At 70.7% G+C, this 13,246-nt stretch carries 10 protein-coding genes; 2 read left to right on the top strand and 8 right to left on the bottom strand.

Translation table 11 applies throughout. The features are described from left to right. Positions 1-81: 81 nt before the first annotated feature. Positions 82-1,182 (bottom strand): peptide chain release factor 2, encoded by a 1,101-nt coding sequence (gene prfB, locus BBK14_RS06905; protein WP_071060442.1) that lies wholly within the window; start codon positions 1,180-1,182, stop codon positions 82-84. Positions 1,183-2,355: 1,173 nt separating this feature from the next. On the opposite strand from prfB, the gene BBK14_RS06900 reads away from it, so the two are divergent. Beyond that, complete coding sequence (locus BBK14_RS06900) at positions 2,356-3,483, top strand: hypothetical protein (protein ID WP_071060353.1); 1,128 nt, start codon at positions 2,356-2,358, stop codon at positions 3,481-3,483. A 68-nt stretch (positions 3,484-3,551) separates the two neighbouring features. On the opposite strand, the gene BBK14_RS06895 is transcribed toward BBK14_RS06900, so the two are convergent. The 6 genes from BBK14_RS06895 to BBK14_RS06870 all read right to left on the bottom strand — a co-directional run bounded on the left by BBK14_RS06895 (position 3,552) and on the right by BBK14_RS06870 (position 11,235). Then, positions 3,552-4,001: a pilus assembly protein TadG-related protein gene (locus tag BBK14_RS06895; RefSeq protein ID WP_071060352.1), complete on the bottom strand. Its 450-nt coding sequence runs from the start codon at positions 3,999-4,001 to the stop codon at positions 3,552-3,554. Between the two features lie 220 nt (positions 4,002-4,221). After that, entirely contained in the window at positions 4,222-6,642 is a 2,421-nt protein-coding gene (locus BBK14_RS06890) for a molybdopterin-dependent oxidoreductase (protein WP_071060351.1), read from the bottom strand. A gap of 68 nt (positions 6,643-6,710) precedes the next feature. Continuing rightward, complete coding sequence (locus tag BBK14_RS06885) at positions 6,711-7,493, bottom strand: MTB12 C-terminal domain-containing protein (RefSeq protein WP_071060350.1); 783 nt, start codon at positions 7,491-7,493, stop codon at positions 6,711-6,713. After that, positions 7,493-8,008 (bottom strand): SigE family RNA polymerase sigma factor, encoded by a 516-nt coding sequence (locus BBK14_RS06880; RefSeq protein WP_020463251.1) that lies wholly within the window; start codon positions 8,006-8,008, stop codon positions 7,493-7,495. The genes BBK14_RS06885 and BBK14_RS06880 overlap by 1 nt, the downstream gene beginning before the upstream one ends. Positions 8,009-8,244: 236 nt before the next feature. Beyond that, entirely contained in the window at positions 8,245-9,024 is a 780-nt protein-coding gene (locus BBK14_RS06875; RefSeq protein WP_241831243.1) for an MTB12 C-terminal domain-containing protein, read from the bottom strand. Positions 9,025-10,320: 1,296 nt separating this feature from the next. Continuing rightward, complete coding sequence (locus BBK14_RS06870; protein WP_241831241.1) at positions 10,321-11,235, bottom strand: oxidoreductase; 915 nt, start codon at positions 11,233-11,235, stop codon at positions 10,321-10,323. Between the two features lie 474 nt (positions 11,236-11,709). Between BBK14_RS06870 and BBK14_RS06865 the strand changes: the two genes are divergently transcribed. Further along, positions 11,710-12,402, top strand: a complete 693-nt coding sequence (locus tag BBK14_RS06865) for a TetR/AcrR family transcriptional regulator (protein WP_198541197.1) — start codon at positions 11,710-11,712, stop codon at positions 12,400-12,402. A gap of 460 nt (positions 12,403-12,862) precedes the next feature. Here the strand turns inward: BBK14_RS06865 and BBK14_RS38770 are convergent, their stop codons facing one another. Further along, positions 12,863-13,093 (bottom strand): excisionase family DNA-binding protein, encoded by a 231-nt coding sequence (locus BBK14_RS38770; RefSeq protein ID WP_083390777.1) that lies wholly within the window; start codon positions 13,091-13,093, stop codon positions 12,863-12,865. Positions 13,094-13,246: the final 153 nt, after the last annotated feature.

The following is a 13,246-nucleotide window of genomic DNA, read 5'->3' as shown; positions in this document are numbered from 1 at the left end:
CCGGGAAAAGTCCGCAGCTTTCCGACCGATAACGACCGGTGGGATTATCGAATCATGGCCGGAAGCCACGGAAAAGACCAGTCAGCCCTGCTTTTCGGTGGCCCTGCGCCACCTGATCTCACCGTCGATGAAGTCGTCGATATCCCCGTCGAGAACGGCGTTCGTGTTCGACGTCTCGACCTCGGTCCGCAGATCCTTGACCATCTGGTACGGGTGGAGCACGTAGTTCCGGATCTGTGAACCGAAGGAGACATCCTGCGGGCCGCCGGTGAGGCGCTGCTTCTCCGCGGCCTCCTCGGCGCGGCGCCGCTCGAGCAGCTTGGCCTGCAGGACCATCATCGCGGCGGCCTTGTTCTGCAGCTGGCTGCGCTCGTTCTGGCAGGTCACGACGATGTTGGTGGGCAGGTGCGTGATCCGCACGGCGGAGTCGGTRGTGTTGACGCCCTGGCCACCCGGTCCGGAGGACCGGAAGATGTCGATCCGGAGCTCCTTCTCGTCGATGTCCACGTGGTCGGAGACCTCGACGGCGGGAGTCACCTCGACGCCGGCGAACGACGTCTGGCGCCGGTTCTGGTTGTCGAAGGGCGAGATGCGCACCAGCCGGTGCACACCGTGCTCGCTGCGCAGCGTTCCGTAGGCGTAGGGGCACTTGACCTGGAAGGTGGCCGACTTCAGACCGGCCTCCTCCGCCTCGGAGGTGTCGAAGACCTCGGTGGCGTACCCGTGCCGCTCGGCCCAGCGCAGGTACATCCGCAGCAGCATGGCGGTCCAGTCGGCCGCGTCCACCCCGCCCGCGCCAGCCGAGAGCTGGACGATCGCGTCACGCTCGTCGTACTCGCCGGAGAGCAGGGTGCGGACCTCGAGCGTGGAGATGTCACGCGCCAGCGCGGGGAGGTCGGCGGCCGCCTCGGTGAGCAGGTCGTCGTCGCCGAGGTCGAGGGCGGCGATGAGGTCGTCGAGCCTGCGGCGCAGGCCCTCCACCCGGCCGATGTCACCCTTCACGGCGGACAGCCGCCTCGTCACCGCCTGGGCGCGATCCTGGTCGCTCCACAGGTCCGGGTCGGCCGCCTCCTGCTCCAGCGCCTGAGCGCGGCGACGCAGACCCTCGACATCGAGCACGGTCGCGATACCTGTCAGCGTCGCGTCGAGATTCTTGATCTCCTCGGAGAGGTCGACGGCCATGTGACCCAGCCTACCGGCGTGCACGCGGGAGCCGACGAACGGTTGATCCGGGCCCTCCACCAGCCCGCCCGCGGGCTGCCGCGATCAGCCGGCGCCTCGGCCCGGAGCGGCTCTCCCGCGTCTCCCACGCGCGGGACCGGCGGCACCACCGGGCCGGACCCGCACCGCGGTGCCGACTCCGCACCGCCGCGGGACGCACCGCCTCCGCGCCGTCGCGCGGCGGTACCACCGCCCGTCGGCGGTCCCGTCGCGCCGGGACGGACGGTCCGTTGGGACCGCCTTTCGAACCATCGAACACCCCGAGAAGCAGGTCACGGGGAAGAAACATGCAACGGCACGCCGAAATATTCGGTTAACATCGCGGCTCCGAGGTCACATCAAGCGCACTAAATCGAGCGCGATGTTTCCTGGACGGCAACGGGCAAGGTGCGTTCCACATCACGCCCCGCACCCGAACCACTCCCGAGACAGCGCGAAGCGATATCGTCGATTGCATCGCGGCGCGGTGAGAAGCCCGGGTACAGCTGGTGGAGCCTCGGTCCGACTCGGCAGATGGTCCAAACGGATCAGATCCGAACGGATCAGGGCAGCCTTCCGGGCCCACCCGGGCGACGCACGGCGCGGCGGTTCCCAAGCCGGTGGACAACGAGGTCCGCGGGCCCACGGAACCGCCGGGCGACATGGTGCCGGGGGGAGCCCGCGCCGGTTGATGCCTGCACCGCCGCGGGCACCGTTCCGGTGGGTGACGGCATCGTGCACGGGCGACGAAGCCCTGGCGGCGACGAAGCCGCCGAATCGGCCAATGCGTCGAGGATGACGCCGACCCTTCCTTCTCGCGACATCGTGGGTTCTCGCGGCATTGTGGGACGCCAGGTGTTTCGGACAGCGCCGCGTTTTCGGACGGCGGCGCCGTCCGCGACGGCGCCGTCCGACGACAGTGGCAGCGGCCGGCGACAACAGACCTACCGCATCGGCAGCCGGCATCGGTCGGCGGCCACCGGCGGCGCCCCGTCATGGCGCGGCGCCTCCGTCACCGGCGACGGGACATGCAGACGACACAACGGCGACAGACGTGAGGTCAGCGGATATGCGCACTCGCAACAGCCGGCCGCCGACGCCCGGAAGACACCCGAGCGGGCACGGGCGAGCGGATTGCGAACGGAGGGTCCCCTCGTGTCGATTGGCGTCGATCGACGTGCGGTCCTGCTCACGACCGGCGTACTGGCCGTGGTCCCGATGAGCCCCGAGAGCCCGACACCGGCCGCCGGTCACGAGACCGCCTCGAGCCTGCATGACGCGTGCCTCGGGGCACTGCGCGCGGCCGTCGCGAACTACGAGACCGTCGATCTCGCCACCACCGCGTCCACCCTCGAGCCGCTCGAGGAGACCAGTCGGACCATCCCGCAGCAGTACCGGCTGCGGGGGCGCGCCGCCATCGACTGGATGTGGCTGCACGCGGCGGTCACCACCGCTGCCGCCGCCGCCTCGTACGACCGGGGCCGGCACGGCGAAGCCGCGGCCCGCGCCGACCGCGCCGCGTCCCTGGCCCGCGCGGCCGGGGACGGCCCGCTCGCCGCCCGCGCACTGGCACTGCGCGCCCGGGTGGTGCGCCCGCACAGCCCGGCCGTCGCCCTGCAGATCGCCGGCTCGGCCGCGCGGATCGCCGGCCGCAGCCCCACCCGGGCCCTGATCTCGGGCAAGGTCGCCGCCAGCGCCTGTGCCGCCGCCGGTGACGCCGCGGGCGTGCGCGACTCCGTGACCCGGGCCTGGGCCACCATGGCGGAGCTCGGTGAGGACGTGCACGGACGTCCCGGGTTCAGCCTCGACACCTATTCACCTGCCGACCTGGCCCTCGCCTGTGCAGAAGCGCTCACCACCGTCGGCGCGGCCGACGAGGCGGCTCCCTACCTCGACCGGGCCGCGTCGCTCATCGCCCGCAGCGGCCAGACCGGCATGATCGTCTCGGTGCGGATGGCTCAGTCGCGGGCCGCGATCGCCCGCGACTTCCCGGACCGGGACGAGGCGGTCGAGCACGCCTCCGACGCGGTCGCCCTGGCCGCCCGCCGGCCGGCCGAGTGGGTCGCCCGCCTGGTGCGCGACGTCTCCGACCTCGCCGAGATCCGGACAGGTCACGGCTTCGACGATCTCGTGGCGGCCACCGCCGGGTGGATCGCGCTCCCGGCAGCCGCACCGAGCCCCGGCGACGAGACCTGCCACGACGTGGCCCTGCCCCACGCCGGCGGGTCGACGGCCGTCCCGTCGCCGCGCGCCGAGATGATGTCGGGCCGCAAGGACCTCTGAGCCGCGGCCCGGACCGCGGACTCGGCGCTCGGCGGACTCGGCGCTCGGCGGGCTCAGGGCCGGCGAGCTCAGGGCCCGGCGGGCGGTCTGACCAGCGATCGGGCCTGCGCGCCCGCGCGCACCGTCACCGGGCCGACACCGAGGAAACCGACCACCGGCAGCTCCACCGTCCGGCTGCCCTCCACCCGGACGGTCGTCGTGTCGACGAGAGAAGCGTCCAGGGCGGTCCGGCCGGACGGGTCCGCCTGCGCCTCGTACTCGTCGACGGCGTCGACGATGTCCGACAACGGCAGTGCCTCGAAATCCTCGGTGGCGGTGTAGATCGCGTTCTCGTCGATACGCTGTACGGCCGCGAGGGCGGCACCGTCGGCGGCCGACGCGACGGACCGACGGGCGAGATACAGCGCGGACACGTCGGTGACCACCACGGCGAGCATCGCGGCCAACATGAGATATCCCAATGTCAGGATGAGAATCGTCCCGCCGTCACGGTCGACCGGTTCGCGCGCGTCAGCCATCCCATGCTCCCCAGGTGCCATCCGCCGGTCGACGGATTCCCGGGCCGGCCGCGGTACCGACGCCGGCCACCGCCGGGACGTCCGCCGCGCAGAAAACGAGCCGGACATCCACCGCCGTAAAGAGACGTGTCTGGACTTTAACGCCGCGGCGTCACGCACACGGCCCGCACCGGTGTGCCGGGTGTGCGCCGGACCGAGGACGGCAGCCGGATTCCGGCGTTCAGCCCACCGGTCCTATCCACACCGGGATGCCGTTGAGCACGGCGGTACCGGAGAGCGGGTCGATCCGCGAACTGTCGGTGAGAATGTTCGTGTTCACTCCGGGGTGTCCGGCGGCGACCGACATCCGGGTGCCGGCGAGGCCGTGGCCCCAGCCGTGCGGCAGGCACACGACACCGGCCATCATCTCGTCGCTGACCTGCACCCGGACGTCGAGGGAGCCGGCGGTGGACGTGATCCGGGCGGACCCGCCGTCGCGGACGCCGTGGCGAGCGGCATCGTCGGGGTGCACCAGCAGGGTGCAGCGATCTCGTCCCCGGGCCATCGCCGGGACGTTGTGCAGCCAGCTGTTGTTCGTCCGCAGGTGACGCCGGCCGATCAGGGTCAGTCCCGGGCTCTCCGGTGCCTCTGGGGAACCCGGGGTCATGGAGGGCTCGCGGCCCTCAGCCGCCTCGTGGGCGTCGAGGGCGGCGCGCAGGCGGGCGGCGTCGGCCACGATCGGGTCGGGGCACAGCTCCACCGTCGCGCTGGCCGTCCGCAGCATTGCCGGGATCCGCGGCTCGAGCGGTCCCAGATCGATCCCGTGCGGGTTCGCCCACAGCGTGGCCAGGCTCAGCCCGCCGGGCCGCGCACCGAACGCGTCACCGAAGTGCCCGGTGCGAAGCGCGATGTCGAGCAGGCGTTCCGGTGCGCCGTCGCCGTCCACGAGAGCGCCCAGTTCGGCGACGTCCCGCCCGGCGACAGGTGAGCCGGGCTCCGTGACCGCCCGCCGCAGTGCCTCCTCGATCAGGTACTCGTGGAAGGCCGCGACGGCGGTGTCGGTCCAGACCGCGGCATCGGCTGGCCGGGGGTCCTCGACCGGCAGCTCCGCGTCGGTTGTCGCGTCGGCATCGGCCGGCTCGGCGGCGAGAGCCAGTGCGATGAGGGTGAGGCGGGCCAGGATGTCGTGCTCGGCCATCCCGCCCGGGTACGGCGGCAGCGCCGGCGGCGAATAGGTCGCCACGGTGCGCACCGCCAGCGCGCCGAGCGCGAAGTCGTAGTGCCCGACCCGGGCCGGATCAGCCGGCGGCAGCACCACGTCGGCGTGCCGGGACGTCTCGTTGAGGTACGGATCGACGCTCACCATGAAGTCCAGCTGGGCCAGTGCCGCGGCGAGCCTGGCGGAGTCCGGTGTGGAGAGCGCCGGGTTGCCCGCGATGGTGAACAGCGCCCGTAGGCGGCCGTCTCCGGGGGTGTCCATCTCCTCGGCCAGCGCCGCGGCCGGCAGCTCGCCCATCACTTCCGGCAGACCGCGGACGCGGGTGTGCCAGCGCCCGGTGCGCCACCCGCGCCCGCCGCCCCGCCCGCCGGGCACCCGGTCGGCGCGGCCGTGCGCACCCCGACCGAACATGGCGCCGCCCGGGACGTCGAGATTGCCGGTGATCGCGTTGAGGGCGATCGTCAGCCAGCTGGTCAGGGTGCCGAACTCGACCGTGGTCGTGCCCATCCGCCCGTAGACGGCGGCTCGCGGCGCGGCGGCGAGCTCGCGAGCAGTCCGCCGGGTCGTCTCGGCCGGGATTCCGCAGCTCGCGGCGACCCGCTCCGGGGTGAACGGCGCGGCAAGCTCGGCGACGCTGTCCGCTCCGGACAGGTGCGCGGCGAGCGGGCCGGGGCGGACGAGCCCTTCGGTGGCGAGGACGTTGACGATCGCGAACAGCCACAGCGCGTCCGTCCCGGGCCGGATCGGCAGGTGCTCGTCGGCGAGGGCGGCCGTGCGGGTGCGGCGTGGGTCGACGACGACGACCCGCCCGCCACGCGCGCGGATTCCAGCCAGCCGGCCGGGGAAGTCCGGCGCCGTGCACAGACTGCCGTTGGACACCGCCGGATTGGCACCGAGCATCAGCAGGTGGTCGGTGCGGTCCAGATCGGGCACCGGGATGAGCGAGGGGTGGCCGAAGACGAGGCCGCATGCGACGTGCATGGGCATCTGGTCGACCGTGGAGGCGCTGAACACGGCGCGGGTCCGCAGCGCCCGGGTGAACGCCGGCCTGTGCTGGGCGCCGGCCATCGAGTGCGCGTTCGGATTGCCGAGATAGGCCGCGACCACGGCCGGGCCATGGGCGGAGACCACCCGCCGCAGCCCGGCGTGGACGGCGGCGAACGCCTCGTCCCAGTCGACCTCACGGTGCTCACCGGTGGCCCGGTCGCGCAGCAGCGGACGGCGAAGCCGGTCGGGGTCGCCGAGTAACTGCGGCAGGGAGGCTCCCTTGGCGCAGAGGTAGCCACGGCTGAACACATGTTCCGCGTCGCCGCGGGCGGCCGTCACCCGGCCGTCCGTGATCCGTAGCTCCAGCCCACAGGTCGCCTCGCACAGCGGGCAGACCCGCAGGGCAGTCACCGAGCCGGCGGCCGTACCCGTACCCGTGCTTGTTCTCTTCATCATGTCCGGCAGGATCGCATATTCCCGGCGCACATTCCGGGTGGTGCGCCCTGGTGTACGGACGCTTCCGATCAGGCGGATCCGACGAGGAACGAGTACGTGCCGGAACTCACCAACCAATGGCCGTCGACGCGGACGGCTACCACCTCTCGTCTGATCTGGTACCCCCATTTCCTGCCGAGCTGGGGGTCGGTGTGGGTGAGGATGATGGTCGCTTGGGCCTGGTTGCCGGCGATCGGCGTGATTTCCTCAAGCTGTATCTTGAGATTGCCGATGACACCTGGATAACGCTGGATGAAACCCCGTGTGATGTCGCGGTACCGCTCGCCGTTCTGGACGTAGGCCAACCCGTCGTCGATGTTGTCGTCCCCGTCGAATGCCTCGGTGAACGCCGTCGTGATCTCGTCCACGGTGGCCTGGTCCGGCGGCGCGGGGGCGGCTGGCGGGACGGTTGCCACGCCGGCCGGCGGAACGCCCGGATGCGTGGTCGCGCCGGTGGCCGGTCCGGGGAGCGGGCTTCCGGCCGCCGGTGTGATGACGTTCAGCCCACGGTCGGAAGGGAGGTGCCTTTCGACGGCCAGGCCACCGATGATCACCGAGCTCGTGGCCAGCGCCGCCGCTACGAGCACGAGTGCTTTGCGCCGTCCTCGCTGATGACGCGGCGGAGCCGGTGCGCACACCCTGACGGTCAGGTCGGCCGGTGCCACGACGGACCGTGTGGCCCGGTCGAACAGTTCGCGCAGCGTCTGTTCGAAGGCCAGATCAGATGCGGAGGTATACCCGGACCCGGACCCGGAATCGGGGCCGGGGCCGGGGCCGGGGCCGGGGCCGGGGTAAGCGTTGTCGGCCGGCATCAACGCCTCCTCTCGATTCGGACGCGGACATCCCCCAGATGCTGGCTCCCACGCAGCCGGGCCAGCGCCCGTGACGCGTGGGTCTTCACCGAGCCGACGCTGCATCCGAGGATCTCGGCCACCGCGGCTTCCGGCAGGTCGTCGAAGTAACGCAGGACGACCACCGCGCGTTGCCGTTTCGGTAGTTCGCGCAGGGCCCTCAGCACCTGGTCCCGCATCGCCAGATCCGGCATGCCGTCCGCACCGGCCCGTTCGGCCGCCGCGTCCAACGGCTCCTCCCGGAACTGTCGCGACCGCCACCGGCTCGAGGCCGCGTTCACCAGCACACGGCGGACATAGGCCTCCGGAGCGATGATGCGTTCCCTGCCCCAGCGCTGGTAGGTGCGCTCCAGGGCGCCCTGGAGCAGGTCCTCGGCCGCGTGGCGGTTACCGGTCAGCAGAAAGGCCGTCCTCATCAGACGGTCGGCCGAGGCAGTGACGAAATCCTCGAACGACTCGTGGGACGCCTCGTCCATCCAATGCCCCCATTGATTGGCCCGCGCCGCCCAGCACCGCTGCGTGCACGTCGATGGGGCGGCGGCCCGCCATGACGCGAGCCGCCGCCCCGCTGGGCGCGCCGAGGCCGAGAGTCTGCCGGCGGCGGCGCCACGGGTTCTCCGTGGCGCCGCCGCCGGCCGGGCCGGCAGTCACTGGCTCCGGCGGCGCGGCGCCCCCTGGCCGCGCGGCTTCCGGGGAGCCGCCGGTCGACGGGCTAGGCGGGAGCGCTGCCGAGCAGGGACGCGAGCCCCAGCACGCTGTGGTAGGTCTCCTCCGAGACCTTCCACGAGCCGTGCGTGAAGACCGCCTCGCCGGTGCTGCCGATGGAACCGGACCGGCCCTGGTAGGTGTAGGCGACCGTAAACCTGACCGAGGCGTGGTCCTGCGCCCAGAAGTAGATCTGGTTGACGGTGACCCGCGCGCTCAGCCCCGGGTAGGTGGTGCGGAACTTCTCCAGCACGCCGACCAGGCGCTGGCCGTTCTCCACGGCGGCCAGCGGCACCCGCGGCGGAGCCTCGGAGCTGTTGAGACCGACCGCGAACGCGACGCGGATCAGCGGCTCCGACAGCCTCTGCCAGGCCGTCGGCGTCGGCGCCGGGCCGACGGTGAGCGACTCGGCGATTCGGAGCAGGTCGGCCTCGGGCAGCAGGCCCGGCGGGGTGGTCCCGTTCTCACCGACCCGGCCGCTTACGGTCAGCACGACGGACGGGTCGCCTTCCACCCAGGTCATCTCGGAGATACCGCCGCCGCTGGCCAGCAGGGTGACAGCCTCGGTGTCCCGCAGCGCGACCCGTCCACGCTGGCTGCTGGGGTAGTACTGCGCGTAGGCGCTGGCCACGTCATCGAGCGTCGCCTCGGGCGTATCCCGCTGGACTGTCAGACGAACAGTGGTGCCGCCACCCTCGAACGTGCCGATGATGACTTCGCTCTCGATCCGGGTGCTCGGCACGGCGCTGGTGAAGCTGACGCCGCTGGGCAGCCAGCCAACCCTCACCCCGTCCACACTCGGAGCCGGCCTCCCACCGCCACCGCTTCCCGGGCCGGCGGCCGTCGCCGGGCCGGCGACCGCCACGGTCACGAGCCCGGTCAGGGCCAGTGCCGTCAGTCTGCCGAGGGTGCGGGACAGCCGACGTGCCGTGGGACGCCGCCGGGATCCATGGGATCCCTCCTGATTGATCCCTCGCGTCGCGTCATCCGGCGGGACCGTTCGCTTCGAAAGGATGGTGGAAGGGCCGTCGGAACAATCCGTCATTGACGCTCCTGCTCTGGTAGGCGCTGGCCACGGCGGCGCCACGCGCCGAGATAGCCCAGCCGCCGTTCGGGTGTTTCCCCCTCCTAAGAGCGACGGTTGACGTAATTAGGTTGACGCGTTCGACCAAACCTTTCCCCAACACCCGGCGTCACTACACAACAACTCGACAACCGCGAGGGTGCTCCCGGTTACGCAAGGTTCACCCCCATGCGTAGGTCAGACGTTGTCACCGAGATTGTCTCGCCAGCGGGTGGTCCTTAGGTGAAAGCCGGGCGCGCAGACGGAAGGTGGAGGGACACACCATGCCACTGCCGTACCCGTGAGCTGCGCCTTAGCGTGATCCGGGGTGTTCTGGGCGGGGCGCCGCAGCTCGGCGGGGACCGGGCGGCACTGTTTCCCGGCACCGCACTCGGATTCATGTCGGATAATTGTTCGTGGGGCCGTACACCCGGCGCGGCCGAGTCGGCGCCGGTTACCGCGGCCCCAAGCCCCAAGCCCCAAGCCTCAGGCCTCAGGCCTCAGGCCTCAGCGATAACGACGCCGGGAGCACCCACCGCATCCCGCCGGGTCGAGGTTCTCAAATCTGGGCTGGTAGAGCTACGTCGCCGGCCCGGATCGAGCAGCGGGTCCACTTCAGCGTCACGGCGACCGAGGCCGGTGGCCTGAGCGGCGTTGACGAACGGCGAGCCGTGCGAATCCGCGACCGGGTCGAAGCCTCGGGCGGCCGGGTTCGCTTGGACGGCGACACCTTGACGGGCGACCTCCCGGTCTGACGCGGCCCGGTGCCCGGCGGGGTCGTACCCGCGGGCGGGTGCCGTCGCGCGGTTCAGCCGCACCACGGCGGAGGGTGGACGCCACCGGCCCGCCGCCCGGCGCCTACGACAGGATGCCGCTCCAGGCGCCCGTGCGCTCCAGGCCGTCGGCGGTGGCACGCTGGTCACCCTCGCCGCCCTGGACGGGATCACGGACCTTCGGGCGCCGCTCCCCGGACCCGGGCGATAACCGGGCTCGACAGGCGGGAGTGGCCGCAGTGGCGGTTCAGGCCGGAACGCCGGAGGAGCGCTTGACCAGGGCGTCGAAGGTCCGGTCGGGCAGGATCTTGCTGAGGAAGATGAGCGGGCGGGCACCGAAGCCGACGCGGTAGCGGGTGTGGGGTCGGCGGGCGGTGGCTGCCTTGGTGACGGCTTTGGCGATGACGCTGGTCGGTGAAGTCATCCTCGCGTCAGGGCGTGAGCTGGACTCCAGCGACGCAGCCATGGCGTTTGCCTGCTCGGCGTACGGCCCCTGGCCGGAGGTGGTGCGTAGCTTCTCGGCAGCGATCGCGCCCCACTCGGTCCGGATCGAGCCCGGCTCGATGAGCAGGACAGCGATGCCGAACCGCTTGAGCTCCAGGCGCAACGCRTCGCTGAGTCCTTCGACGGCGTACTTACTGGCGTGGTACCACGCACCCATGGGTGTGGCGAACCGTCCACCCATGGAGCTGATGTTGATGATGGTGCCACTGCGCTGGGCACGCATGGCTGGCAGCACCAGCTGAGTCAGATGGGCCAGACCGAACAGGTTGACCTCGATCTGCGCGCGGGCCTCGCGCATCGGGACGTCTTCCAGCGCGCCGTATGAGCCGTACCCGGCGTTGTTGACAAGAACGTCAATGCGGCCTTCAGCGGCGAGGATCTCAGCGACCGCGTTCTTGGTCGAAGTCTCATCGGTGACGTCGAGCGAGAGCGTACGTACACCCGAGGCCGCCAACGCCGTCATCCGGTCGGCTCGGCGAGCAGCGCCGTAAACGATGAAGCCGGCCTCATGGAGTTGACGGGCGGTGGCCTCGCCTATGCCGGAGGAGGCGCCGGTGACCAGAGCTACCTTCTTGGTCATGTCAGTTCCTTTCGCCGTGTCGTGGTGTTGCACTCCGGCCAGGCCGGGGGCGCTGTCCGAGCAGGTACTGGCCGACACCCAATCGGGTCGGGAAGCATCTATCAGACCATCGGTCTCTACCGTAAGAGACCGATGGTCTCCAGTCAAGAGACCGCCGGTCTGTATCGCGTTGTGCAGTTCGAGGTCGGCGCCGCAGGCGGTTCCTGTCGGCCGTCGTCAGTGGCGGGACGTGGGTCCCGACTTCGGGCGCGCACCCTCGAGCCGGCTCAACCGTCGCGGGTGAACAGTGGAGAGCGCGCCCCGCGAGTGCGTTGGACGCGCGACCCGACAGGGCGCGACGCAGGGGCGAGGAGGGTTCGGCGCCGTAGCCGACGGCACAGCTGCGACGATCTTCGTGCCGCGCGCAGGGAGGGGTCCGTGCGATCGATTGCCGTTGCCCGCCAACGGGAGGTGCGCCTCCGACCGGCAGCCCTCGACCCTCGATCGGATCACCGACCCCCCGAAGAGTAAGAGACCGACGGTCTATAGTCAAGAGACCGGCGGTCTCCTAGAATGGGTGGTGTGACAGCTTTCCAACGCGCCAGGAGCGAGGAGCAGCGCACCGTGCGGCGGCAGAGCATCCTCCAGACTGCCGCCACGATGCTCGATGAGATGCCCGTCGCAGCGCTGAGCCTGAACGAGCTGAGCCGCCGCGTCGGACTGGCGAAGTCCAACGTGCTGCGCTACTTCGAGTCGCGCGAGGCCGTGCTCCTCGACCTCCTCGACCACGCCGCCGCCGAACTCCTGGCAGAGATCGACGAGGCACTACAGTCGAACGTCGACCCATCCGCCCCGCCGCACAGCAGAGCCCAATCCATGGCCAGCGCACTCGCCACCTCGTTTGCAACTCACCCGATGCTCTGCGAACTGCTCAGCGCACAGGCCGGAGTGCTGGAGCGCAACGTCTCCATCGAGGTCGCAACCCGGTACAAGCAGGGTGCACGCGACAGCCTGGTCGGACTTGCCACGCTCCTCCAACGCCTACTCCCCGAGCTCAAGGAAGAACGTTCCGCCCGAGCAGCCAGCATGATCATAATCCTCGTGGGAGCCCTGTGGACCCACAGTCATCCCGCCCCCGCCGTCCTCGCCGCCTACGACGCCGATCCGAGCCTGGCATTCATGCACGTTCCTTTCGCCGAGGCACTTGAGCAAACAGTCGCGACCTTCCTGGTCGGCATGCTGATTGAGGGCGCCCACACTCCATAACCGCTGATTCCGAAGGCAGTGTTGCGTTCGGAAGGTCGGAGAAGAGCGTGGAGTCGTTGAATGCCGGGGAGGAAGTCATTGTTGCAGGGCTTCCACTTCCACCGATACTTGCCGCAGTCAGGTGTGAAACGGGGAACTGCGCAGGAGCGCATCAGCGGCGGGACGTGCACCGGTGGCGGCGCGGCGGTGAACGCCTCGTAGGCGGCGCTTTCGCGGGCGAACCGTTCCCGCCACGGCTGTGCCTGGTCGGTGAGTACCTTCAGGACGGCCGGTTGATCCCGATAGGTGCTGGCGAGCAGAATCGCCTTCTCGGTGGCCCTTGACAGCCAGCGTCTGCCGGGGGTGGAAGTCCGGGTGGCAGTGAGCCCGGCTGTTCCCTCCCAGCAATCCGGATCAGCAGATCGCGCAACGTGTTCGGGTGGAGCACGCTGGCGTCGTAGACCACCGTGAAGGCCATCGGTCAGTACATCCCCAGCTCCTGGGTCAGCCCGGTCAGGTCGTCGGCCGCACCCCTGCGCTCCAGGTCGTCGCGGCTCCGGTACTCGTGGAGGTCACGGAACCTGACCCGCCGATGGGTACCGACCAGACAGAACAGGATCTCGCCGGACTCCAACAGCCTGATCGAATAGGGCCGGGACACGGTCAGGAAGTCAGCCGCCTGCTGTGTGGTCACCTCAGCGGAGTCGGGCATGACGTTGATGCGCTTCCCCTCCGTCAGGTACGACGTCGCGCAGCACGACCTGGAGGCAGTATGACCACCACCCCGGCCCGCATCCGGCTGTCCCGCGCCCCGGGGTGGCGCATGCCGACGGGCGCCGAGAAGGTCGACCGGACCACCCCGTGG

The sequence above is a fragment of the Parafrankia soli genome (assembly GCF_001854695.1).
GTDB lineage: Bacteria > Actinomycetota > Actinomycetes > Frankiales > Frankiaceae > Parafrankia > Parafrankia soli.
The sequence above is the reverse complement of the archived record's forward strand: the minus strand, read 5'-3'. Positions and strand labels throughout refer to the sequence as shown.